Origin of the sequence: Halpernia sp., assembly GCF_048269545.1 — a bacterium.
Lineage (GTDB): Bacteria > Bacteroidota > Bacteroidia > Flavobacteriales > Weeksellaceae > Halpernia.
Genome location: NZ_JBLXIJ010000002.1, coordinates 190,331 through 215,921 on the forward strand (window position 1 = coordinate 190,331; position 25,591 = coordinate 215,921).

Consider the following 25,591-nt stretch of genomic DNA (forward strand, 5'->3'; position numbering starts at 1 on the left):
ATTTTTTTTAAACTTTTTACTTTCACCTTTTTACTTTGATTTGTAAATCTGTTCGTAATATTCTGTCGCCATTCTATCACTATTAAATTGATTTTTCACGTCGTTCATTGCATTTTTTACTACTTCACGCCATTTCTTTGTCTCATCGTAATACATAGGTAAAATTTGATTTTCTAAAACATCATAAAGATTATCCATATCAAATTGATCTTGGTCATAAATGCTTAAATTATTATAATCTGCAAGTGGCGTAACAAAGCAATTTTTACCATTTTTAGCAAATTCAGGAATCCAACCGTCGTCGGTAGAAAGATTTACCGAGCCATTCATAGAAGCGGTCATTCCAGATGTTCCAGAAGCTTCACGTGGAACTCTTGGATTATTTAACCATAAATCTGAACCTTGTTTTAAACTTTTACTCAAAGACAATTCATAGCCCGTAAGAACTGCCATATTTTTATAATTTTTACTTTCTTCTACTAAAGTATTAAAAGTAGAAATTGAAGAATAATCCATTGGATAGGGTTTTCCTGCCCAAATAATTTGTACGGGATATTTGGGATTATTCAAAAGTTTTTCAAAACGTTCTTTATCGTGTAAAAGCAAATCTGCTCTTTTGTAACCCGCAAAACGCCGTGCCCAAACTATGGTGAAAATATTAGGGTCAAAAAGATTGCCTGTTTGATTTGCTACAATTTTAAAAGTTCTTTTTTTCAAATGTTTTTTGCGATGATCAAAACCTTTATTATCTTTTTCTTCTTTAAATTTATATAAAGGATGATCCGCCCAATATTTAAATTCTTGCGCGTTTGTAATTGCTTTTATTTCGCAAATTTTTGGATATTTATTCCACATCAATCGAGAAACTTCACCGTGTAATTGTGAAACGCCATTAGAAATTCTTGACATTCTTAAAGCACAAAGTGAATGATTAAATCTATCATCATCTACACCTTCAATTGTTTTAACTTCTTCAATATTTAATCCTGAAAAATATGACATATCATGACAAAGATGAATATTGTGCTTTTCATTCCCTGCTTCTTCTGGCGTATGTGTGGTGAAAACCAATTTTTCTTTTACTTTTTCTTTATCACCATTATATTTTTCTAATAAATAAAATGCTGCAGGCAAACCATGCGCTTCATTAAGATGATAAACTTCTCTTTCAAAATTCATCATGTCTAAAAGTTTTGCACCACCTTTTCCCAATAAAATATATTGCGCTAATTTTGTAGATTCATTTGCGTCATACAAACGATGACAAATTGTTTTAGAAATATGATCATTTTCTGGTAAATCCGTACTTAAAAAAAACATTGGAGCCGTGTCAAAAGTTTCGGGTTTTAAGTAAAACGCTTTTACCCAAACTGGTGCACTATGAATTATAATTTGAAAAACTATTCCTGTATCTTCCAAGAAACTGTACATTTTTTTTGTCCAAGTTGGAAGTAAAGTTTGATCGTGATTTCTGCTTTGGTCATAATAACCAAATTTCCATAATATACCAATACCTATTAAGTCTTGTTTCAAGTTATAGGCGCTTCTCATGTGAGAACCCGCAAGAAAACCCAAACCGCCAGAATATATTTTTAAAGCTTGGTCTATGGCAAATTCCATAGAGAAATAAGCTACTTTTTCAGTAAATTCATTGTTGATGCTGTAAGGCATCTTATAATTTTTAAAATCCATTGATGATTATTAGTTTTTTAACGGGCACAAATATAATATTTTTAATTTTTTAGAGAATAAAATAACTTTATATCCTTTTAATTTAGATGGCTGTATTTCATAAAGCCCGTTAAAATAACACCTAATGCAACGATAACAATAAATAATATTACAAAAATAAAAACTAAAAATTCTGACCAAATGGTTCTTAAAATAATTGATTTTATACTCTTTCCGCTAAAAAATTGCAACATTGCCCATAGTATAAATCCAAAAATAATAAGGGAAAAAATAAAGGAAATATCATAATGAAAAATACTTTCTATTATCATAAATAAAAAATCTACTGCCATTGCAAAACTGGCTAAATAAGTAATTGAAACTAACCATTCAGGATAATTAATTTCATATTTCTTAAAACCTAAATAAAATCCAAACGCTATTGCTGGAATTAAAAATAAAATAGAAAAAGCGACGTGTTCTGAAAACCAATCTGCAATAGTTTTTAAATATTGGCTTAAAGCTTTTAAATCAATAAAATCAATTTCATTTTGTCCAACAATATTAATTATTTCTTTATTATTTTTTTCTCTAGGATTTAATATATAAGATAAACTAGAAATGGTACCTAAAATAATAAGTAACAAAACAGGTTTGAAATGCCTGATTCTTTTTCCCTCCAAATAATCACGTATCATGAAACCAGGCCGAATAAAAAGCTCTTTTAGAGTGTAAAAAATTCCACCATCAACATGAAAAATACTATGTTGAATCTCATGAATTAGAAAGTGAAAATTTATTCTATGCGTATTGGTTTCTTGCCCACAATTGTGGCAATATTTCTGATTTAATAGCAAATGTTGATCACAATTTTTGCAATATTCAGCGTTATGTTCCATAGTTTTTAGTTACTCAAAAATATAAAATTGCGATTAATTATTAAATATTTACATAAAAAAAAGTCCAAAAAAATTGGACTTTATATTAATAATTAAAACTATTTCTAATGGAAACAGGCAGTGTTTTTAAAATAATCTGAAAGAAATTTTATTTTTCCATTTTCATTAAAAGAAATTATGGTACAAATTTGATTGCTATAAATACCGCTTTTAGACATAAATCCTTTTGAAGTAGATTCATAAAAATACTTTTCATTCCCAAGATTAAAAATTTCACCTACATTCCATTCTAAATTTTCATATTTTCTAAAAATTGCACGGAAAAGTGCTAAAATGCGTCCTACTCCAACTATTTCACCAGCTGGTGGAATCCAGATTTTACTTTCTGTATTAAACCATTTTTCGAGATTTTTTATTTGAAGAGAGTTTAAATCCTTCATGAACTCTGTAACTTTACATTCCATAATGTGATGTACGATTTTGGGAAGAATTTAGTTTGCTTGATTTTTTAAACTTGCTATTCAAGTTTTAAGTTGTCAATAATACAACAATTCAACTGTTTTATGTTTATTTTTTAGAACTATTAATATAATGTTTTTAAATTAAATGCAAATCAATTTTTTGAAAGTTAAAACCAAAACATAATATATTTAATCTTTTTTTAAACTATTTATCTCTAATTTCACTAATTGTCAATAAATCTGTCACAAATATTTTGTGATAATCGAAACTCAAATAAACATATCCCTCCGTTCCCCAATCGGTTCCCCAAGAATTTTTTATAATAAAATTATCGCCATCTACTCCCACAATATTTACGGCGTGACCACCGTAATGTTTGTCATCAGAATCGGTTCGGATAAAATCAAAATCACTATTATTTTGAAAAATTTTATTAAAAAAATCTTTTCCATACAAACGAGTTCCCGCTGTTGCAGGAAATAATTTTCCAGTTTTTAAACTTTTTATTTGATAGCCACAATTATTTATTCCTACTGGATTTTTAGTTGAAACCACATTTTTTCTCCAACCTCCCATATATAAATGGTAAGAAACCGGAATGGTTTTGTAGGTTTTCAATAAATTAATTATAAATTTTGGATTTCTAATAGAATCGATCGGATAATTTTGTAGGGCATAAGAAGGAACAGTTTTTCTGGCTTTCGGAACATAATCTACCAACAAACTTACGGGACCAATATCGGCTTCTAAAATTACTTTTCGCAGTTTAATATCTTCTTTATTTATTTTATATTTAAAAGTGGGATTATAAGGTAACAATGCTTCTGGAAGAATTCCGTACTTCGGTAAAGTAGCAATATATTCTTTTAAATGAGCGCCTTCAAAGAAATCTTTGTACATATAATCTACCGTTTTCATACAAGCATAAATGTATTTTTCACTTACATCTGGATAAGAATTTGGTAAAACTTCTAGTGCACCTGCAATCGCAAAAGCAGTGCAAGTCCCTCTAAATCCTTGATTTTTAACAGGACTTTGTAAACTTCTGTAATCTATTTCTATAGTATTTTCTTGTGCAAAACTGACAAGACTTAAAAAAGATAAAATAAGAATGTTTAATTTTTTCATAACTCAATATTTTGTAATATCTCAAAAATACAACGCCAAAATCAAAAATAAAATAAGGCAAATGCCTTATGTTTTAATATTGAATAAATTTCAATATTTGCTAAAATCAATCGAGATGAAAAAATTATTCTGCTCATTTCTCTTAATATTCTATATTCTAAATTTTGCACAAATTTTACCAAAAATTACTTACCAAGATTTTGGTTGTGCAAAACCAGTTGCTAAAATTGAAATTATTTATTATTCTTTCCAAAATAAAATTGCAATAGATAAAAGAAAGGAAGTATGCATTTTTAATAAAGAAGGAAAAATTGAAAAAATTATTAGAGAAGATTATGATAATAATTCAAAATCAGAAATAAATTATTTTTATAAAAACAGTTTATTAGCGAAAGAAACACTTATTAACAAAGGAAATTCTACAGAAAATTATGATTTAAATTACATTTATAACAAAGAAAATAAATTGATTTCTACAGATTATAAATCGCAAGAATATAATGAAACTTATAATTATAAATACAAAGGCAAAAATTTAACAAAAGCAGTCGGTGAAAGTGATGGTGACAAATTTAATGAAGAATATTTTTACGATAAAAATAATAATCTATATAAACTAAAACGAACAGATTCTAGCGGTGATGAAAATTATTACACAACAATTCTTTATTTAAAAGGTGTTGAAATTGGCGGTTATTCTCAGGATTATGAATATCCATATTTCGTTTTTAAAAATAAAAAAACAGAAATAAATTATACTATTATTTCAGAAAAAGGAATAGAAAAATTAAAAAATTTAGAAAAGGATTTAGAAAAAGGAACTGCGCTTGATGGTGAAGATTTGAATAACCAAATCTATCAAATGGCAGAAAAGAAGGTAGATGCGGAATTTTCTTTTGGTAATTTTAATCTAATTAAAGACGGGACAATCGTCGCAAATGTAGATTTAGAAAAACACGGAAATAATCCAGAATTTATAAGTTTTAGAAAAATTTATTTCTCTGACGGAACAGAATTGGGGACCACAGATTTTGATATTTTCATTTACAATGAAATAAAATATTTATTAAAAAAATAAAATTATGAAAATCTATTTTAGAGAATTTTTTATTTTAATAATTTCATTTTTTACTTTTCAATTGTTTTCTGCAAATGCTGCACAACCAGGCGTTTGGAATGCAGGTGGAACAGTTTTTACAATGCTTTATCCTGAAGATTCTGCAACTTTTAAAAAAGTACAAATGCAAGAAGAAAAAATTTATATTCAACTTTACAAAGGTTACACAATAGTAAAAGGTTGGTATAAAATGAAAAATATCACTTCAGAATATTTAAATTTTAAAATGGGATATCCTGTAAATGGTATTTATTATGGCGGCGATTCATTTTTAAATGAAGTAAAATTAGATTCATTAAATCGTTTTCAAATTAAAACCGACGGACAATTTCTTCCTGTTTTAAAACAAAAAATTTCTGATAATACAACTGAAGTAATGCGAGGACTTGGTGGCAATTGGCTTTCTTGGAATATTGATTTTAAACCGCACCAAACCCGATTAGTTGAAGTATATTTTATTGTAAAAACCAATGATGCGAAACTTACAAAAGGTTACAATAAAAATAATTACAATGCTTTTATCTATCTTTTAGAATCGGGAAATGTTTGGAAAAATCCCATTAATAATGGTTTATTTTATATAGAATTGAAAGATGACTTAACTGAAAATGACATCAAAGGACTTTCAAAAGGTTTTAATTTTAAATGGAATTCTACAAAAAATATTCTTTACGGTTTCAAAAATAATTTTATTCCTACACCAAAAGACAATCTGGTTATAACTTATTTCAAAAACCAAGAAAATTTTAATTACCCCGAAATTTTAAAAAAAGAAAATCTTTTATTTCAAAATATTGAGCAATTTTCAAAAGTTGTAGAATATCAAAAATTTAATGAAAAAGCAAAAGAAAAAAATCCTTATGAGATCTCGGAAAGTATTTTGTCTTCCATAATTTCCATAATATTTGTTGGCATTTTACTTTCGCCATACTTTATCATCGGTATTATTTTTATTGTGACTATAATTTGGCTTTTCAAATATTTAAAAAAGAAAAAATCAAGAAATAATAATTAATTTTATTTAGTACAAAACGAAAAAATTTTAATGCAAAAGGAAAAAAAGATAATATGCTTTTTTAACTAATTCAAAAGTTTGCAAAAGCGGCATGAATAGATTTCTAATTTTGCAACCTTTCGAATTCCTAATTTTTCTGAATTAAGCTTTTGTTTCTTTTGCGGTTAAAAATATGCTCTTGTAATTTTTTTTATGTAGTAAATTAATTTTTCACGACAAACAATTATCAATTATATCTTAATCAATTTATGTTTTGTAAATTTGCATTTTGATAAAAACCCATCAATGTTCCAAAAATCCGCAGCTTATCACACTTTAGGATGCAAACTCAATTTTGCTGAAACTTCTACCATCGCAAGACAATTATCCGGAGCTGGTTACAAAAAAGTTAATTTTGATGAAGTTGCACAAGTTTATGTAATTAATACTTGTTCTGTTACAGAAAATGCAGACCGAGAATGTAAACTTCACGTAAAACGCGCATTGAAAGCAAATCCAGATGGTTTGGTAATTATTATTGGTTGTTATGCGCAACTTAAACCAGAAGAAATTTCTAAATTGGAAGGGGTTGATTTGGTTTTGGGAGCAAAAGAAAAATTTAATATTTTAAGTTATCTCGAAGATTTGCATAAAACTAAAAATCACGCTTTAGTACATTCTTGCGAAATTGAAGAAACAGATTTTTTCATTGGAAGTTATTCCATCGGCGACAGAACTCGTGCTTTTCTTAAAGTTCAAGATGGTTGCGATTATAAATGTACTTACTGCACAATTCCTTTAGCAAGAGGAATTTCCCGAAGTGATACTATTGAAAGCGTCATTAAAAACGCCAAAGAAATTGCAGAGAAAGGTATCAAAGAAATTGTTTTAACCGGCGTCAATATTGGTGATTACGGTAAAGGCGAATTTGGAAATAAAAAACACGAGCATACTTTTCTAGAATTAATTTCAAATTTAAATGAAGTAAAAGGCATTGAAAGAATTCGTATTTCTTCAATTGAACCTAATTTATTAACCGATGAATGCATTGATTTGGTCGCAAAAAGTGAGCGATTTGTTCCACATTTTCACATTCCTTTACAATCTGGAAGTGATGATTTATTAAAGAAAATGAAACGCCGATATTTGACTCAATTATATCAAAATAGAGTTTACAAAATTAGAGAAGTTTTACCAGAAGCGTGCATCGGAGTGGATGTTATTGTAGGTTTTCCTGGTGAAAGTGAAACACATTTTATTGAAACTTATAATTTTTTAAATCAACTTCCAATCAGTTATTTACACGTTTTTACTTATTCTGAAAGAGAAAATACTGAAGCTGCTTTAATGGAAAATCCAGTTCCAATTCCTGAGAGAAAACGTCGTAATAAAATGCTACGAATTTTATCAGAAAAAAAGAAAATGGCTTTTTACCAAACACAGTTAGGAAAGACTTTGCCCGTTCTTTGGGAACACGAAAATAAAAATGGATTTATGTTCGGTTTTACTGAAAATTATGTTCGTGTACAAAAACCTTTTGATGAAAATTCTATCAATAAAATTGAAGAATTAGAATTAAATAAAATAGAAAATGATGGAACAGTTTCGGTTAATTTTAGCTTTTCAAAATTTTTAGAAAACGCTTAGTTTTAGATAGAAAATTTCTGCAAATCTTATTCAAAAAATCTATTTCCTTATTTCTCTATAATGGATTATTAAAAACTTAAGCAAACCTCAAATTATAAGATTTTATTTAAACAAAGTATATTTTTAAAACATTTTCATTAAAGGTTCAATTCTTTTGGTCAATTAATGCAAAAAGTTCTATATTTAAATATTGTAGTAATTTTGTTAAAATTTAAAAAATGAGAAATAAATTTTTGATTTGGGGTGCAGTTCTTGTAATTTTTACCTTAATTATTTCACTTCTAATTAAAACCCATTATTGGATTCCAATTTTATTATTTTGTATCTATTTGGTGGGACTTTATAATGTTACTCAAAGTAAACATGCTATATTGCGTAACTTCCCTGTTTTAGGATATTTCAGATATTTCTTTGAAGAAATTTCGCCTGAAATGCAACAGTATTTTATTGAGCGTGAAACTGACGGAAAACCTTTCCCCAGAAATCAAAGATCGGCAGCTTATAGACGTGCAAAAAATTTGAGCGACACTGTACCTTTTGGAACTCAATTGGAAATAAACCAAAGAAAATACGAAGGTTTAAAACATTCCATTTATGCAAAAAGTCCGTCGGAAGAATTGCCTCGCGTTTTGGTGGGAAATGAACAATGTTCACAACCTTATGACGCTTCACTATTTAATATTTCTGCAATGAGTTTTGGTTCTTTGAGTGATCGAGCTGTAGTTTCTTTAAATCGTGGTGCAAAAAAAGGAAATTTTTATCACAATACTGGAGAAGGTGGAATTTCACCTTATCATTTAGAAGGCGGCGGCGATATTTGTTGGCAAATAGGAACTGGATATTTTGGTTGCAGAAATGAAGACGGGACTTTTTCACCAGAAACTTTTAAGAAAAACGCGACTTTACCTGTTGTGAAAATGATTGAAATTAAATTATCACAAGGCGCAAAACCTGGTCATGGTGGAGTTTTACCCGGTGTAAAAAACACAGAAGAAATTGCAAAAATTAGACACGTAAAACCCGGAGTAACTATTCTTTCTCCTCCTGGTCATTCTTCTTTTTCTGATGCAGCTGGATTATTAAAATTTGTAGTTCAACTTCGTGAATTGAGTGGAGGAAAACCCGTCGGTTTTAAATTATGTATCGGAAATACTGAAGAATTTGAAGAAATTTGTGAACAAATGAATGTTCTGAAAATTTATCCGGATTTCATAACTATAGATGGCGCAGAAGGAGGAACTGGAGCTGCACCACCAGAATTTTCTGACGGAGTTGGAATGCCTCTTGAACCTGCTTTGATTTTTGTGAATAATACTTTAAAAGCATTTAATGTTCGTAAAAAAATTCGAATTATTGCAAGTGGAAAAGTTTTAACTTCATTAGATATTTTAAGAGCCGTCGCGATGGGTGCAGATATGTGTAATAATGCGCGTGGTTTTATGTTTGCTTTGGGATGTATTCAAGCTTTGAGATGCAACACAAATACTTGTCCAACCGGAGTTGCGACACAAGATAAAATGTTAATAAAAGGTTTGGATGTGAATGATAAAAGTGAAAGGGTTTTTCATTTCCACAAAAACACTTTACACACTTGCAATGAATTAATTGCAGCAGCTGGATTACATTCTTATAGTGAAATAGATGCTGGTATTTTTATGCGAGGTGATGAATTTGAACATCTCTCAGATACTTATTTTCCAAATATTCTTACTGGAGCAAAAAGATAAAAAAAATCCGATTCGTAATGTACGAATCGGATTTTTTTTTAAGAATTAAAATGTTTTTTCACATGTTCTAAAAAGTGTTCTTCACTCATTGGTTGATCAGTAGCGAGCGTTATTTTTAGATTTTTAAACTGTGCCGTATCTTCTAAATGATGTTTAAACTGCTCTTGAATATCGCCTGTTCCCGTTAAATAAAGTTCTTCTGTATTGGCTATCAAACTTTCTAAATCTTTGAAAAACTTTGCAGTATTAGTTTGCTCTGCATTATTTGCATGTTTTTCACTAGTATTTCCACCTTGTACAATTCTTTTTACTGGTTCACAAACAAAAAATTTAAAAGCATTTTCTATATCGTGATTTTTTACAACGGTTGCATTTTCTGTATCCATCCAGATTCCTGCTAATTTTTTTTCTGACATAATAATTTATTTTCTAATCATTATTCAAGAATGATGCAAAGCTCCCGTTAATGGATGTTAAACTTTAAAGTATATTTTTTTAATTATTTCCCGATAATAAATACAGCGGGAATTTTATGAAGATTTGGTTTTTCTTTTTGCCAATTTTTCACGGTTAAAGTTTTGATTAATTCGTCAGTTGGATGATTAATATTTGCAGCAATACAAAGTTTCGTTTGTGGAGAAAGATATTTACACAAATCCTCAAATAAAGACATATTTCTGTAAGGCGTTTCCATAAAAATTTGTGTAAAACCTGTTTTATTAACGAGGTTTTCCATTAAATTTATTTTTGATTTTCGCTCTGATTTTTCTATTGCTAAATAACCATTAAAAGTAAATTCTTGTCCATTAAAACCACTCGCAATCAAAGCCAAAACGAAAGAACTTGGTCCATTTACCGGAATAACTTTGATGTTATTTTCATGGCAAAATTTCACCATAATATTTCCAGGATCACCGATGCAAGCTAAACCTGCATCTGAAAGCAAACCGAAATCTACTCCACTTTTCAACAATTTTTGAGCTTCTTCTAAATCCGAAGTTTCAGAATATTTATCTACAATAAATAATTTTAAATCTGCTTGTTTTTTGTCTGGACAAAAATATTTAATGATTTTTCTTGCCGGTTTTTCATTTTCCACAAAAAAATAATCGGTTCTTAAAATATATTCTGAAATAATGGGCGCAAAATAATCTTTTGGCGTTTCAGGAGAAAGATAAGCGGGAATTAGGAAAAGCATATTTTAAGATGTAAAGTTGTTGAGTTGTAAAGTTTTGAAGTCGTTTGAACTTTGAATTTCAAATAGATTTTAAAATATCGTTTAATTTTTTTTGTAAAATTACAACTTTTGGAACTTTATGACTTTATGACTTTACAACTTCACGACTAATCCTTTCACAAGCTTCATCCAAAAGCTGAAACACATTTTCAAAATCATCTGCATTTCCCCAATAAGGATCCGGAACTTCTGCGTCATTTAAAATTAAAGAAATTTTCTGAAGTTGTTCTTCATTTTTGGCTAGAGATTTTACGTCTTTTAAATTATTTCTATCCATACAAAAAATTAAATCAAAATCTTCTAAATCCTTTGATTGCAAATGTTTGGATTTTTGATTAGAAATATCAATTCCGTGCTTTTTAGCGACATTTATTGAGCGAGAATCTGGTGCTTTTCCTTGGTGCATATCAATTGTTCCCGCAGATTCTACAATAAAATCAGAAGATAATTTTGATTTTAAAATTCCTTCCGCTAAAGGACTTCTACAAATATTTCCAAGACAAACCATTAGAATTTTCATATTTTTTTAGTAATTAAGTTTTGGGAATTAGGTTTTAGTATATTAAATTAAAAAAGAGATTAAAGTCATAATCTCTTTTAAATTGTATAAATTATTTCGGTAGCAAAGAAAATTGAGGTTTAAAAATCTAATTCCTAAAACCTATTAACTAAATTCTATTTTTTAATTTTCTCTGATAAATCTTTCAAATATTTTTTAATTTCTTTATCCATTTTTCCTACATCTCGGATGGTGTCACAAGCATACATTACTGTTGAGTGGTCTTTTCCACCCATTTCCTCTCCAATTTTTGAAAATGTAGCATTAGTTAATTCTTTGGAAAAATACATCGCCAATTGTCTTGGTAAAGCGATTTCTCTTTTTCTAGTTTTAGATAAAAGTTGCTCTCTTTTAATTCCAAAATATTCACAAACCACATCTTGAATATACGGAATATTAATGATTTTTTTCTGATTGCAAGCAATTTTTGAAATGGTATCTTTTAATAATTCTAAACTCAATTCTGATTTATAAATTGTAGAATAAGCAATTACAGAATTAATAATCCCAATTAATTCCCGAACATTGGTTTTAGCTTCTGCAGCTAAAAAATCCAACATATCATCGGTTAAAACAATTCCATCACGACTTAAACGATCTACAATTATTTTTCTTCTTGTATCAAAATCTGGAGATTTTATTTCTGCAGAAAGTCCCCATTTAAAACGAGAAACAATTCTTTCTTGAATATCCATTATGTCAACTGCAGCTTTATCTGAAGTTAAAATAATCTGTTTTCCATTTTGGTGTAAAAAATCAAAAATATGGAAGAAACTGTCTTGTGTTGCAGATTTTCCAGATAAAAACTGAATATCATCAATTATCAAAACATCTACCATTTGATAGAAATTTGAAAATTCTGTTTGTTTTCTTGCTTTTGCCGCAGAAATAAATTGTTGAATAAATTTTTCTGAAGATAAATAAAGAACCACTTTTTCTGGGAAAGAAGCTTTTACTTCTAAACCAATTGCATGACCTAAATGAGTTTTTCCAACTCCATAACCGCCATGTAAAAATAATGGATTAAAAGCTGTAGAACCAGGTCTTTTTGCAATGGAACGAGCGACAGTTGCCGCAAATTTATTACTTTCTCCTTCCACATAATTTTCAAAAGAAAAATCTGCTTTTAGGTTAGAATTAATTTCCACCTTTTTCATTCCTGGAATAGCAAACGGATTTACTAAATTACCAGAAACTGCAGTGGGACGTGTTTGTTGTACTTTTGGAGAAGAAGTTGTTTTTCCTTTTAAGTTTAAAGTAATGGCTTTTTCTTCACCGCGTGGATTATTTTCCATCACAGAATACCAAAGTTTTACGCCTTTTCCAATATTTTTTTTCAAAGCTGCAGAAAGCAATGATAAATAATTATCTTCTATATATTCTTTATAAAAATCGCTTGGAACTAAAAGTGTTAAATTAAAGTTTTCTAAAGACAAAGGAGTAACTTTATCAAACAATAAATTGAATGAATTTTCTAATTTTTTTAAATCCGCATGGTCTTCCGCAGCATTGAGATTGTCCCTCATAAATTGAAGGCATTTTTCCCAAATTAAGTCTAGATTTTCATTCATGTTTTTACAAAGAAGTGCAAGTTTTTTGGTTAAGTTTTGTGAGAAGACAAATATGATAAATTTTAATTATAAAAAAAATATTTGTTCTATTGATTATTTAAAAATATATTTGTATGTCTTGTTTAATACTTTAATATGATACACACAACTTACACATTACGAGTTCGTTACGCTGAAACAGATCCCATGAAATACGTCTATTACGGCAACTACGCTACTTATTTTGAAGCAGCCCGTGTAGAACTTTTTCGCAGTCTCGGTCGCTCTTATGAAGAGATAGAAAAGCTGGGTTTTTGGTTGCCCGTTTCGGAGTATCAGATAAAATATTTAAAGCCTGCTTTTTATGATGAAATTTTAGAAATTCATACTTTTATTAAAAAAATTCCGGGGGTTAGAATTGAATTTGAATATGAAATTTATAACCCCAAAAAAGAAAAAATAACTGAAGCAAAAACCACTTTATATTTCTTAAATTCTAAAACTCAAAAGATTTGCAATTGTCCAGATTTTTTGATGGAACTTATTAAACCTTATTTCTGAAAAAGTGATAAGTTATGAATTATAAATTTGTGTTATAATTCCGTTCCACTTTCAATTTCGTAAGGTTCTTTTCCCAATTCAAAAATCCTAGTTGATTGTGGACCTTCAACCGTCACTTTATTATTTATTTTTCTAATCCAGTTTCCTTCTCGCAAACCAATAACTTTCGTGTTATTTTGAGTAAGAAATTCTTTAATTCTAGTTTCTCTGGTTTCCCCATTGTGTTTTATTTCTGGATTTGGATCTAAATAATGTGGATTTAAATTAAACGGAACTAATTCCATACAATCAAAACTTGGTGGATAAACAATTGGCATATCATTCGTAGTTTTCATATTTTTTCCACCGATATTACTTCCAGCGCTTGTTCCTAAATAAGGCTTTCCACTTTCTATATTATATTTTAAAATATTCATTAGACTTAATTCGTGCAAAGTTTTTACTAAAAGAAAAGTATTTCCTCCGCCTGTAAAAAAGGCTTTCGCAGAATTGATAGCTTCAGTTTTATCTTCAAATTCGTGAAGTCCTCTTACTTTAATATTTAGTTTTCCGAAAAATTCTGAAACTTTTGCGGTGTAATCTTCATGAGAAATTCCACCGGGACGCGCAAATGGAACAAATAAAATTTCATCAATGTTTACAAATAAATTTTTTATTTCTTCAGTTAAATATTCTAAATAATTACCGCCAAAAAGCGTGGAAGTTGAAGCGAGAAGTACATTCATTTTTTAGGTTTTAGGTTTTAGGTTTTAGGTTTTAGGTTTTAGGTTTTAGGTTTTAGGTTTTAGCAAAATTAGTTTTTTGGTTTTTATTTTAATCAAATTATTTCTTATTTAAAACATAATATTTATGTTGAAAGAAAAAATGAAACTTCGATTTAGCCCAGATTGAACGAAAATCCCCGCTGCGGCGGGATTGTAGAGAAAGCTGGACGAGGAGTGGAACAATAAAATCAACTTGTTGCTCCTAAAAAATTGCATTATCTTTGCGTAATCTAAAAATATAAACATGAAATTTTTTATTGACACTGCAAATTTAGACCAGATAAGAGAAGCTCAAGATTTGGGAATTTTGGATGGCGTTACAACAAATCCTTCACTTATGGCGAAAGAAGGAATTAGCGGAAAAGACGCTATAAATGCGCATTACAAAACAATTTGCGAAATTGTAGATGGTGATATTTCTGCAGAAGTTCTTTCTACAACTTATGAGGAAATGATTGCAGAAGGTGAAGAATTAGCAAAAATTCATAAAAATATTGTGGTGAAAATACCAATGATAAAAGATGGTGTAAAAGCCATGAAATATTTTGCTGACAAAGGAATCAGAACGAATTGTACTTTGATTTTTTCTGCAGGACAAGCTTTAATTGCAGCAAAAGCAGGCGCAAGTTATGTGTCTCCATTTTTGGGAAGATTAGACGATATCTCTGTGGACGGAATGAATTTAATAGAAGAAATTAGAATTATTTTTGATAATTATTTATTTGATTGCGAAATTCTTGCTGCATCAATTCGTTCTCCAATGCATATCATTAATTGTGCAAAATTAGGAGCCGATGTTGTTACTTCTCCTCTACCTTCCATTTTAAATTTAATGAATCATCCATTGACTGATAAAGGTTTGGCGCAGTTTGTAGAAGATGCGAAAAAGATGAAGTAAAAAGACTCTTCGACAAGCCGAGAGTGACAATACAAAAAAATTTAATAAAAAATCCTGAAAATAATTTTTCAGGATTTTTTGGTTTTTGGGATTTTGGTTTTCTTATTTTGTTCTGATTCTTATTTCATTAAAAGATTTTCCATTTTTTGTATTTCTTTTAATATTTTCGGTTTTTATAGAATCTCTATTTAGTTTATCTAAATCTGTCTGTGTTGCTACTTTTCCATTAATTATGATTTTATCAAATTGAGTTGGAGTAATTTCCAACGGTGAATCTTTAGTAGTAATAAAAATAATTCCACCATTTTTATCATTTGGATCTTTTTTTACATTTATAGATTTTATATTATTTGGAAGAATTTCTTTCCACTTAGAACCTTCCATCAATTTTCCATCAACATAATATTTTACGTTTGAATTGTCTAAAATAGTTTTTGGATAAGCTTTAACATTTACAATCCAAGGATTATTTTGTTTCGGATTTGCATTTGAATTAAGGCGTTCTATTGCTACAGTTTTAGTTAAATCTTGGTTTTCGACTTTTACTTTTTCTGCTTCCGCATTAAATTTCTGTTGATCTACTAAAGTTTTTAATTTTAGTGCTTCATTTACTTTTTCTAAATTTTCTGTTTTTTGTGCATAAAAGAACTTAATTGGATTTGCAGTATCCATCGCAGAAACACCAGAACCAAAAGTATATTTTTCATTTCCAAAATATTTCTTAAAATAATTCTCATATTCAACTTTAGAAACTTTTTTATTGTCAATGAAAAATTGATTTGATGTTGCTGAATTTTCAATAGCAGTTTTAAAAGGTTTATTAACATCCGAAATACTTAATTGAGTTGTAAAAGAAAATTCTCCAACCTTAAAGTTATCTTCTGTATTTTTTTTAGAAGTAGTTGCTGATTTTTTTTGTTCTTCTTTTTTTATCAATTTCTCATCATAAACTCGTCCAAATGCTACGTTTTTATCATCAAATTTAATAGCAGAAAAAACAGTTTTTTTAATCTTATTTTTACTACTTGCATCTACTAAAAATCCTATTTCTTTATTTGCTTTATTCAGTTTATAATACTTTAAAAATTCTGCTTTTTTTACTTTCTTTTCACCAATCATAAAAATGTCATCATTTGAAGATTCTTTGATTTTATCTTCAAAACTAATTTTATTATCGATATCCATTTTAGCGTTTATTTCAGCTTTAACAGTATCTTGCTTTATCGTATCATTTTTAATTTGTAAAATTGCATTCGCAATTTCAATATTAGATTTCTTAATTTCCCTATTTTCCGCTTTTACCATATAAGCGAAAACCAAACTGAAAAGCAACGGCAAAGCCAAAACTTTTCGCCAATAACTGAATTTTGTATTTGATTTTTTTAACATTGTAATTCTTTTTTTAAGATTTGAATTGAGAAACGGACTTGTTCCTGCTAAAACACTTCCTGAAAAATGCGTCTCCAAAAGCATTTGCGCAAAAGCTTTTGTGTCAGAATTTTTTAAGGCTTTTTTATCTGCGAGATATTCGTGGATTAGATTGATTTCTTTTTTAATTAAATAAAAAATAGGATTAAACCAAAAAAAGGCAGTCAAAATTTCTATTAAAATTTTATCGTAAGAATGTTTTTGCTCAATATGAACCATTTCATGTTTCAGGATTTGTTTTCCTAAATCTGATTGGATTAAAATACTGTTTTTCCAAAATAAATTTTTGAAAAATGAAAACGGTGCATTCTCTAAATTGGTGTTGTAAAAGGAAATCCCTTCATAATTTTCTTGCGGAAATTCTTTTTTAAACTGATTAATTTTAAATAAAGCCAAGCCAAATTTCCCTATAAAAAAGACAGAAACCAAAGCAATAATTGCAAAAATAATTTGATAATAATTGAAATCATTAGTAGAGATTTTAGCGGAATTTGTAGTTTGGAATTGATTTAATAATTTGAAGATATCTTGATTAACATCTATAGTAAAATAATTGACTTTTAATAATGGTAAAAGTAAACTTACCAATAAAGTTGCGAGCAAATAAAAGCGATTATAATGATGAAATGTTTTGTCTTTCAAGAAGATTCGATAATATAGAAACATGGCGCCAGAACACAAAACTACTTTTAAAAAGTAAAAAAATAATTGTTCCATTAGTCTTTGGTTTTAAGTTCGTTTAACAATAATTCTAAATCTTCAATGCTCATTTCTTTTCTATCCACTAAAAATGAAACGACATTTTTATAAGATCCATCAAAATAATTATTGATAAGTTGATTGATAGTTTTTCCGCTGTATTGTTCTTTTGAAACTTTTGGAAAATATTCATGTTGTCTGCCGAAAACTTTAAAATCTACAAAATCTTTTTCTTGCAAAACTTTTAAAATGGTAGAAACTGTGTTTGTGTGCGGTTTTGGTTCTGGGAATAATTCTAAAATATCTTTTAAAAAGGCTTTTTTTAAATCCCACAGAAACTGCATCACTTGTTCTTCTGCTTTTGTTAAACTTTGAATTTTCATATGGAGTTATTTATTCTTCAAAAGGTCATATGCAATCGCTTAAAGTCATGACTATTTATTTGCATAAGTTTCAGTGGCGATCCATATCACTATTTAATTAGTGATACAAATATAGAAATTAAATTTTATTCTACAACTATTTTTATAGTTATTAAATAAAACTTTTGTAAGTAATTGATTTTTAAGTAAAAAAAATTAGAATTTTTTATTTCAAAAGATCAAGTTCTAAATAATTATTTTGTTTCTCAATTTGTACTTTCGCGTTTTTCTCACGATTTCTTAGCATTTCAGAATTTGATAATATTTTACCTGTAGAATCTTTCATTACAAATTTTACATTTGGATCAGAAAGTTGCATTCTAAAACCTTTTACAGGATCTTTTCTGTAAGCTAAAATTACTTTTTTATATTGCTTTTCATTAATATTAACTAATGGATTATAGCGTTCTTTGTGCGCATAACTTTTCCAAATTTCATTAGAATTTAAATTTTTTACGCCTTTCAATTCCATACTATGAGAATTAGTTTCGTCTGAAATTTTTACAATTAAACCCGGTAAACCATGAAATTTATAAGGTCCATCTGGAAATGGAATTTCTGTACTAAACCAAGCAATCCATTTTCTACCAAACATTTCCAAAGTTGCTTTTTGCACTTCCCAACTTCCTATTTTATCTTTTTCGGGTGAAATTTTCCAATTCATTTCTCGGTCATCATTCACTTTATACTCGTCAGTTTCTACCGTATTAAAATAAAAAATATTAAAATCTGGATACGATTTTTCTACTACATATCTCACCACTCCTTTTATCCCAATATTTGGAAATTTAAAATTATTCGAATGATTTGCTTCTTGCTCTTTAAAAGCTGCTTCTACAAGAGAATCTCTCACAAAAACATTTCTACTGTAATATTTTGAACCTTTTTCTGCAAGATCAAGATACATTTGTTCTGTTTCTACTTTGTCTTTTTGGGTAGAATCTGTGACAAATTTATAATCATAAATAAACCTTTTATTTTGGCTAAAAAATAAGTTTGAAAATAAAATGAATGTGAAAATTATATATTTCATAGATTAATTTTAAATTAAATTTAAGATTTTAAAAGGTCTATTTCAATTAAATTATTGTCTTTTGCATTATTTTCTTTTGCTCTTATTTCAATTTTTTTAATAAAATCTGCAGTAGAAATTTCAGAGCCATTTTGATCTTTCATATTACCAATCATTCCGCTGGAAATCATTTGTCTCATAGTTTTTGCAGGATCATTTCTATTTTCTAAAAATAATTTCTGATATTGCTTTTCATCAATAGAAATTGTTTTCTGTGGAGAATTAAATTCTGAAGGTTTTGCTTCAGCTTCTTTAAATTTTGAAACACCTTTTAAATCAAACTGATGCGTTTTAGAATTATCTTCCATTTTTACAATTAAACCAGGAAGTCCGTGGAATTTGTATGGTCCATCTTGAAATGGCAACTCCGTAGAAAACCAAGCCGTCCATTTTCTGCCACCAAATTCTGTGGTTGCTTTTTGGGTTTCCCAATTGTCTATTTTTTCTTTTTCTGGTAGAATTTTCCAAATTATTGGTCTGTCGTCAGAAACTTTAAAAACATCTCTTCCTATTCTGGTTTCCATTGAAACTTCATATTTTGGATATGTTTTGAATATTTTATTTCTGAAACTTCCTTTATTAGATTGTGGTGCAGCAATTACATTCATTCCACCCGTTGTTTTTATTTGTTTTTCATAAAGAGCCATCATTGTAGAATCTTGTACAAAAACATCTCTGCTGTAAAATTTAGAACCCTCTTTATTTATATCCAAATACATCAATTCTTTATTAATATTTGTTTTATTTAATGTGTCTTTTATATAAGTATAATTATAAATAAAACGTTGGTTTTGCGCAGAAAATAATGCGGTTGCAAAAAGAAAGATGGTGAAGAATTTTTTCATATTTTTTAAAATTAAATTTTAGTATCACTATTTATTTAGTTAAACAAATATAGAATTTAATTTTAAAAGGAAAAATTAATTTTTGAGAATTGAATATAAATTAAAAAAGCCAGTTTAAAACCAGCTTTTATTTTTTTTAATTTGGATATGATGATCTGCCTTAAATTTAGGTGTTAAATATGGGTAAATTTCGGTATAAGGAAGAACAAGATTAACAACTCCAACTACATATGGTGCAATTTCGTATTGTCCATAAACGAAATGCAAACTATTTTCATCAAAATAAAAATTCTCATTTAATGGAATACTTTTATCAAATAACATATCTATATTATAGTTTTTATTTTTTAAAAATGCTTTCAACATTATGGGATTCCAAATTTTAGGATCTGTAGTTGTGACAACATCACGAAGTTGTAAAGTGGTGTTACTTTGCAAATCAAAATTTTTATACAATTCATAATAATAGCCGTGTGCACCGCCAGAAAAACCGTCTCCTGAATAGATTATAGTCAAAAATCTTTCACCTTTTTGGAAAATGCTCATATCAGAATTTTGATTCCAAGTTTGTTTATATTCACCGGGATAATCTTTTAATGCTTTTGTATTTTCATCAAAATATTCCTTCATTTTTTTATTTAAAGCAAATTCAAGTTCTGATTTTGAATAATTAAATAGATTTAATTTCTCAGGAGAATAAATACTATCTAACAATTTTTTATTTGTCAAAGTAGGAAAAACTAAAACTGTTGCATTAAAATCGGCAGTTATCACTTTGTTCAAAGCTAAAGAATCATGAATATTTAAACTATCTATAGTAAATTCTTGTGTTTTAATTTCAGTATTATCTTTATTTGATTTTATAATTGTTTTTTCTATTTTCTTGCAGCTTAGAAGTGTAGTCGCTAAAAATACTGCGATGATATATTTTTTCATTTTAATAAATTTTAATCATATATAACAAAAAACAGTCCTAAAACTAGGACTGTACACAAAATATTAAAATTTTATGTTTTAAAAAATTATTATACGTCAATTTTCGCATATTTAGCATTTCTTTCAATGAAATCTCTTCTTGGTGGAACTTCATCGCCCATCAACATTGAGAAAACATTATCTGCTTCTACTGCATTTTCAATTGTTACTTGTTTTAAAATTCTATTTTCAGGATTTAAAGTTGTGTCCCAAAGTTGTTCAGGATTCATTTCTCCTAGACCTTTGTAACGCTGTACTTCTACACCTTTTCCGTCTGCTGAAAGTTTAAAAGTTTCTTCTTCTCTTTCTTTTTCATTCCAAGTATAAACTTTTTTGTTTCCTTTTTTTAATAAATAAAGTGGTGGAGAAGCAATATAAATGTATCCGTTTTCAATTAATTCTTTCATATATCTAAAGAAGAAAGTTAAAATTAATGTGGAGATATGAGAACCATCTATATCTGCATCGGTCATAATCACAATTTTGTGATAACGTAGTTTATTTATATTTAAAGCTTTAGAGTCTTCTTCCGTTCCTACAGTTACACCAAGTGCGGTATAAATATTTTTAATTTCTTCATTATCATAAACTTTATGAAGCATTGCTTTTTCAACATTCAAAATTTTCCCACGCAATGGTAAAATTGCTTGAAACATTCTGTCTCTTCCTTGTTTTGCAGTTCCACCTGCAGAATCTCCCTCTACTAAAAACAATTCGCTTTCGGCTGGATCTTTAGAAGTACAATCTGAAAGTTTTCCTGGTAATCCACTCCCACCCATCGGAGATTTCCGCTGAACCATTTCACGCGCTTTCTTTGCAGCTTGTCTTGCTTTTGCTGCAAGAACCACTTTTTGCACGATTATTTTTGCTTCATTTGGATTCTCTTCTAAGAAGTTTGTAAGCATTTCACCTACAATTTTATCCACTGCGCCTGAAACTTCAGAGTTTCCTAATTTGGTTTTGGTTTGTCCTTCAAATTGTGGCTCCATTACTTTTACAGAAATTATCGCCGTTAATCCTTCACGGAAATCATCACCTGTAACTTCTACTTTTTCTTTTGCAGGAAGTCCGAGTTCATCAGCAAATTTTTTGAGAGTTCTTGTTAAGGCTCTTCTAAAACCTGTTAAATGTGTTCCACCTTCGTGAGTATTAATATTATTTACATAAGAATGTAAATTTTCGTTATAAGAAGTGTTATAGCGCATTGCAACTTCAACAGGAATATCGTCTCTTTCACCTTCCATGAAAATTACCTTTTCCATAATAGATTCACGATTTCCGTCAATATATTCCACAAATTCTTTTAAACCACCTTCTGAGTGAAAAATTTCAGTTGGAAAAGTTCCATCTTCATTAGGCTCTCTTTCATCTGTTAAAGTAATCGTGATTCCTTTATTTAAAAAAGCCAATTCTCTTAATCTGGAAGCAAGGGTGCTATAATTAAATTCTAATTCATTAAAAATTGACCCATCGGGTTGAAAAAAAACTTGTGTTCCTCTAATATCAGTTGTTCCAATTTCTTTTACATCAGTTAAAGCAGCACCTTTAGAATATTCTTGTTGATAAACTTTTCCTTCTCTATAAACTGTTGCAATTAATGTAGTAGAAAGTGCATTTACCACGGAAACTCCAACTCCATGAAGTCCACCAGAAACTTTGTAAGAATCTTTATCAAATTTACCACCTGCTCCAATCTTTGTCATTACAACTTCAAGCGCAGATTTTTGTTCTTTTTCGTGCAAATCTACAGGAATTCCTCGTCCATTATCTTTTACAGTAATGCTATTTCCTTCGTGAATTATTACCGAAATAGTATCACAATGTCCCGCCAAAGCTTCATCAATGGAATTATCTACCACTTCATAAACCAAATGATGAAGTCCTCTTAAACCAATATCTCCAATGTACATCGAAGGTCTTAAACGTACATGTTCTATTCCTTCTAAAGATTGAATACTACTCGCAGTATATTTTTTATCGCTCATTAATTTTTTGTTTTTAAAAATACCTACAAATATACAAAAATTAAGCTGTTAATGATTCAATTTTATGAGTTTTAGTGTATAATTTGATACTTATATTTTAGTTTTTTTGTGATTTTTTACTTATTTAATTTTAACTCAAATTTCTTATCTTTACGCAAACAATTTTTATGACATCTGAAAATAGAGAAAATATTAAAATGATTGCCGAAACTGCAAAAGATTTCGCAGAAAAAAATATTAGACCACATATTATGGAATGGGACGAAAGTCAAACTTTTCCTGTGGATTTATTTCACAAATTGGGTGAAATGGGTTTTATGGGAATCGTAATTCCTGAAAAATATGGCGGTTCTGGTTTAGGTTATCACGAATATGTAACTATTTTAGATGAGATTTCCCAAGTTGATCCTTCAATTGGTTTATCTGTTGCAGCTCATAATTCACTTTGCACTAATCACATTTATGAATTTGGAAATGAAGAACAGCGCAATAAATGGTTACCTCAATTGGCATCTGGAAAAGGGATCGGCGCATGGGGATTAACCGAACATAATACCGGTTCAGATTCTGGCGGAATGTCCACAACTGCTGTAAAAGATGGCGATGATTGGATTATTAATGGAGCAAAAAATTTCATCACACACGCTATTTCCGGAGATATTGCGGTTGTAATGACAAGAACTGGAGAAAAAGGAGCTAAAAATAATTCCACAGCTTTTGTTTTAGAAAAAGGAATGCAAGGTTTTACTTCTGGTAAAAAAGAAAATAAACTAGGCATGCGCGCTTCAGAAACAGCAGAACTCATTTTTGACAGCGTTCGAGTTCCTGATGCAAATAGATTAGGTGAAGTTGGAAGTGGTTTTAAACAAGCCATGAAAATTCTTGATGGTGGTAGAATTTCTATTGCTGCATTAAGTTTAGGAACTGCAAGAGGCGCTTATAAAGCGGCATTAAAATACGCACAAGAAAGAAAACAATTTGGAAAAACAATTGCAAGTTTCCAAGCGATTAATTTTATGCTTGCAGATATGGCAACTGAAATTGATGCTGCAGAATTATTAATTCAACGCGCATCAGATTTAAAAAATGCAAAAGAAAAAATGACCAAAGAAGGTGCAATGGCAAAACTTTACGCTTCTGAAGTATGTGTAAGAATCGCCAATAATGCGGTTCAAATTTTTGGTGGATACGGCTACACAAAAGATTTCCCTGCGGAGAAATATTACAGAGATTCTAAACTTTGCACCATCGGTGAAGGAACTTCTGAAATCCAAAGATTGGTGATTGGAAGAGAAATTACGAAATAATATTTCTTTTAATAATTAAAAAAAGCATCTTAAGAAAGATGCTTTTTTTTGTGAATAAGTATTTTCGCTGTTTACTAAAACAATTCCTTACGAATAATATTCTGATTTCTTTCCGGTCCAACTGAAACCAAATAAACATTTATTCCTAAATATTTTTCAATAAACTCAATATATTTCTGCGCATTTTTCGGCAGTTCATCATAAGAAGTGACTTTAGTTAAATCTTCATTCCAACCTTCTAATTCCTCATAAATCGGTTCATAATTGTAAAGTTTTGTAGTAGAAGATGTAAAATAATCGATGATTTTTCCATCTTCGGTTTTGTATTTTGTGGCAATTTTTAACGGCGAAATTCCTGTTAAAACATCCAATTTTGTAATTACTAAATTATTAATTCCATTGATCATTGTAGCGTGTTTCAAAGAAACCAAATCTAACCAACCTGTTCTTCTTGGTCTTCCCGTGGTTGCCCCAAATTCAAAACCAATTTTTCTTATTTTTTCTCCCAATTCATTATCCAATTCTGTTGGAAAAGGACCTTCTCCAACTCTCGTTGTGTAGGCTTTTGCCACACCAATTAAATTTTGAAGACTTGTCGGCGGAACTCCTGCTCCCGAACAAACGCCGCCTGTTGTAGGCGAAGAAGACGTTACAAAAGGATAAGTTCCAAAATCAATATCAAGCATTGCGGCTTGTGCGCCTTCAAATAAAATATTTTTTCCTTCGTGAATGGCTTCATTCAATTCAACTTCTGTATCTACAATTCTATCTTTTAATTTTTTTCCCAGTTCTAAAAATTCATTATAAATTTCATCAAAATCTAATGTTGGTTTATCAAAATATTTTTCAAAAAGTGAATTTTTATTTTTAAGATTTTTCTTAATTTTTTCAGCTAAAACTTCTGGATTGAGCAAGTCTATCATTCGGATTCCTACACGTGCAATTTTATCTTCATAACACGGACCAATTCCTTTTTTAGTCGTTCCAATATGAGTTCCTTCCTCTTCTTCTTCTCTATAAGTATCTAATAATATATGATACGGCATTATTACGTGTGCTCTTCTCGAAATAAAAACATGATCAGTTTTCATATTTTTATCTTCAATTTGTTTTATTTCACTTAAAAAAGACTTAGGATTTACCACTACTCCATTTGCAATAATACATTTTCCTTTACATTGCAAAACGCCGGAAGGTAAAAGATGTAATACGAATTTTTCTTCGCCCACATAAACTGTATGTCCTGCATTATCACCGCCTTGAAAACGCACCACATAATCAGATTTTGCAGAAAGAACATCTGTAATTTTACCCTTTCCTTCGTCGCCATATTGAAGACCAACTACCACATAAGTTGCCATATTTTATTTCGTTTTTTGGATTCGCACAAATTTAGTTTTAATTAATATTGTCGGCAAATTTGAATGGAAAATGTTTAAAACTTTTTAAATTAAAACTTCACTATTATAATTTTTTGGGCGTCTTAATCCGCCTTCCACTCTCAATCTTTTTGTCATTGCGAGCGAAGCGAAGCAATCCGTTGAACTTTTCCGCAATCGCAATAACAAAAAGGATTTCCGTTCAAGTCGGGGCGCAACAAAAACAGGTTTCAATATTGCTCACAATTTTTCTGCAAATTTATTT

The 25,591-nt window shown here is 29.2% G+C and carries 23 protein-coding genes; 7 read left to right on the forward strand and 16 right to left on the reverse strand.

Going from position 1 to position 25,591, the window contains the following annotated elements:
* Positions 1-30: 30 nt before the first annotated feature.
* From glgP to ACN0WB_RS04080, 4 genes are all read right to left on the reverse strand, one after another.
* Positions 31-1,692: an alpha-glucan family phosphorylase gene (gene glgP, locus ACN0WB_RS04065; RefSeq protein WP_417429108.1), complete on the reverse strand. Its 1,662-nt coding sequence runs from the start codon at positions 1,690-1,692 to the stop codon at positions 31-33.
* Between the two features lie 77 nt (positions 1,693-1,769).
* Positions 1,770-2,570: a DUF3667 domain-containing protein gene (locus tag ACN0WB_RS04070; RefSeq protein ID WP_417429110.1), complete on the reverse strand. Its 801-nt coding sequence runs from the start codon at positions 2,568-2,570 to the stop codon at positions 1,770-1,772.
* Positions 2,571-2,674: 104 nt separating this feature from the next.
* A complete protein-coding gene (locus ACN0WB_RS04075; RefSeq protein ID WP_417429112.1) occupies positions 2,675-3,034 on the reverse strand; it encodes a hypothetical protein in 360 nt (119 codons plus the stop codon).
* A 202-nt stretch (positions 3,035-3,236) separates the two neighbouring features.
* Positions 3,237-4,160: a C1 family peptidase gene (locus ACN0WB_RS04080; RefSeq protein ID WP_417429114.1), complete on the reverse strand. Its 924-nt coding sequence runs from the start codon at positions 4,158-4,160 to the stop codon at positions 3,237-3,239.
* Between the two features lie 115 nt (positions 4,161-4,275).
* On the opposite strand from ACN0WB_RS04080, the gene ACN0WB_RS04085 reads away from it, so the two are divergent.
* From ACN0WB_RS04085 to ACN0WB_RS04100, 4 genes are all read left to right on the forward strand, one after another.
* Complete coding sequence (locus ACN0WB_RS04085) at positions 4,276-5,238, forward strand: hypothetical protein (protein WP_417429116.1); 963 nt, start codon at positions 4,276-4,278, stop codon at positions 5,236-5,238.
* A gap of 4 nt (positions 5,239-5,242) precedes the next feature.
* The gene (locus ACN0WB_RS04090) at positions 5,243-6,292 is read left to right on the forward strand and encodes a hypothetical protein (protein WP_417429118.1); all 1,050 of its coding nucleotides are present in this window, start codon (positions 5,243-5,245) and stop codon (positions 6,290-6,292) included.
* A gap of 285 nt (positions 6,293-6,577) precedes the next feature.
* Positions 6,578-7,918, forward strand: coding sequence for a tRNA (N(6)-L-threonylcarbamoyladenosine(37)-C(2))-methylthiotransferase MtaB (gene mtaB / locus ACN0WB_RS04095; protein WP_417429120.1), 1,341 nt, complete (start codon positions 6,578-6,580; stop codon positions 7,916-7,918).
* Between the two features lie 218 nt (positions 7,919-8,136).
* Positions 8,137-9,645 carry an FMN-binding glutamate synthase family protein gene (locus ACN0WB_RS04100; protein ID WP_417429122.1) on the forward strand — a complete coding sequence of 503 codons (1,509 nt, stop codon included), beginning with the start codon at positions 8,137-8,139 and terminating at the stop codon, positions 9,643-9,645.
* Positions 9,646-9,683: 38 nt separating this feature from the next.
* Here ACN0WB_RS04100 and ACN0WB_RS04105 read toward each other — a convergent pair whose 3' ends face one another.
* From ACN0WB_RS04105 to dnaA, 4 genes are all read right to left on the reverse strand, one after another.
* On the reverse strand, positions 9,684-10,061 hold the full coding sequence (locus tag ACN0WB_RS04105; RefSeq protein ID WP_417429124.1) for a hypothetical protein: 378 nt from the start codon (positions 10,059-10,061) through the stop codon (positions 9,684-9,686).
* A gap of 83 nt (positions 10,062-10,144) precedes the next feature.
* Entirely contained in the window at positions 10,145-10,843 is a 699-nt protein-coding gene (locus tag ACN0WB_RS04110) for an SAM-dependent methyltransferase (RefSeq protein WP_417429126.1), read from the reverse strand.
* 124 nt (positions 10,844-10,967) lie between these two features.
* Positions 10,968-11,402 (reverse strand): low molecular weight protein-tyrosine-phosphatase, encoded by a 435-nt coding sequence (locus ACN0WB_RS04115; RefSeq protein WP_417429128.1) that lies wholly within the window; start codon positions 11,400-11,402, stop codon positions 10,968-10,970.
* A gap of 155 nt (positions 11,403-11,557) precedes the next feature.
* Complete coding sequence (dnaA, locus tag ACN0WB_RS04120) at positions 11,558-13,012, reverse strand: chromosomal replication initiator protein DnaA (RefSeq protein ID WP_417429130.1); 1,455 nt, start codon at positions 13,010-13,012, stop codon at positions 11,558-11,560.
* 135 nt (positions 13,013-13,147) lie between these two features.
* Between dnaA and ACN0WB_RS04125 the strand changes: the two genes are divergently transcribed.
* Positions 13,148-13,552 (forward strand): acyl-CoA thioesterase, encoded by a 405-nt coding sequence (locus ACN0WB_RS04125; RefSeq protein WP_417429132.1) that lies wholly within the window; start codon positions 13,148-13,150, stop codon positions 13,550-13,552.
* A gap of 32 nt (positions 13,553-13,584) precedes the next feature.
* On the opposite strand, the gene pepE is transcribed toward ACN0WB_RS04125, so the two are convergent.
* Entirely contained in the window at positions 13,585-14,277 is a 693-nt protein-coding gene (gene pepE, locus ACN0WB_RS04130; RefSeq protein WP_417429134.1) for a dipeptidase PepE, read from the reverse strand.
* Positions 14,278-14,560: 283 nt separating this feature from the next.
* Here pepE and fsa point away from each other — a divergent pair, with 283 nt between their 5' ends.
* Positions 14,561-15,214, forward strand: a complete 654-nt coding sequence (fsa, locus tag ACN0WB_RS04135) for a fructose-6-phosphate aldolase (RefSeq protein ID WP_417429136.1) — start codon at positions 14,561-14,563, stop codon at positions 15,212-15,214.
* Between the two features lie 102 nt (positions 15,215-15,316).
* On the opposite strand, the gene ACN0WB_RS04140 is transcribed toward fsa, so the two are convergent.
* The 6 genes from ACN0WB_RS04140 to gyrB form a co-directional block, all read right to left on the reverse strand.
* On the reverse strand, positions 15,317-17,359 hold the full coding sequence (locus tag ACN0WB_RS04140) for a M56 family metallopeptidase (protein WP_417429138.1): 2,043 nt from the start codon (positions 17,357-17,359) through the stop codon (positions 15,317-15,319).
* The gene (locus ACN0WB_RS04145; RefSeq protein ID WP_417429139.1) at positions 17,359-17,724 is read right to left on the reverse strand and encodes a BlaI/MecI/CopY family transcriptional regulator; all 366 of its coding nucleotides are present in this window, start codon (positions 17,722-17,724) and stop codon (positions 17,359-17,361) included. Before ACN0WB_RS04145 ends, ACN0WB_RS04140 begins: the two co-directional genes overlap by 1 nt.
* Before the next feature lie 205 nt (positions 17,725-17,929).
* Positions 17,930-18,796: a GLPGLI family protein gene (locus tag ACN0WB_RS04150; protein WP_417429141.1), complete on the reverse strand. Its 867-nt coding sequence runs from the start codon at positions 18,794-18,796 to the stop codon at positions 17,930-17,932.
* Between the two features lie 20 nt (positions 18,797-18,816).
* On the reverse strand, positions 18,817-19,680 hold the full coding sequence (locus ACN0WB_RS04155) for a GLPGLI family protein (protein ID WP_417429143.1): 864 nt from the start codon (positions 19,678-19,680) through the stop codon (positions 18,817-18,819).
* A gap of 114 nt (positions 19,681-19,794) precedes the next feature.
* Complete coding sequence (locus tag ACN0WB_RS04160; protein ID WP_417429145.1) at positions 19,795-20,616, reverse strand: RsiV family protein; 822 nt, start codon at positions 20,614-20,616, stop codon at positions 19,795-19,797.
* Positions 20,617-20,705: 89 nt separating this feature from the next.
* Positions 20,706-22,640: a DNA topoisomerase (ATP-hydrolyzing) subunit B gene (gene gyrB, locus ACN0WB_RS04165; RefSeq protein ID WP_417429147.1), complete on the reverse strand. Its 1,935-nt coding sequence runs from the start codon at positions 22,638-22,640 to the stop codon at positions 20,706-20,708.
* Between the two features lie 167 nt (positions 22,641-22,807).
* Here gyrB and ACN0WB_RS04170 point away from each other — a divergent pair, with 167 nt between their 5' ends.
* Positions 22,808-23,947: an acyl-CoA dehydrogenase family protein gene (locus tag ACN0WB_RS04170; RefSeq protein ID WP_417429149.1), complete on the forward strand. Its 1,140-nt coding sequence runs from the start codon at positions 22,808-22,810 to the stop codon at positions 23,945-23,947.
* 74 nt (positions 23,948-24,021) lie between these two features.
* Here ACN0WB_RS04170 and ACN0WB_RS04175 read toward each other — a convergent pair whose 3' ends face one another.
* The gene (locus ACN0WB_RS04175; protein WP_417429150.1) at positions 24,022-25,308 is read right to left on the reverse strand and encodes an adenylosuccinate synthase; all 1,287 of its coding nucleotides are present in this window, start codon (positions 25,306-25,308) and stop codon (positions 24,022-24,024) included.
* Positions 25,309-25,591: the final 283 nt, after the last annotated feature.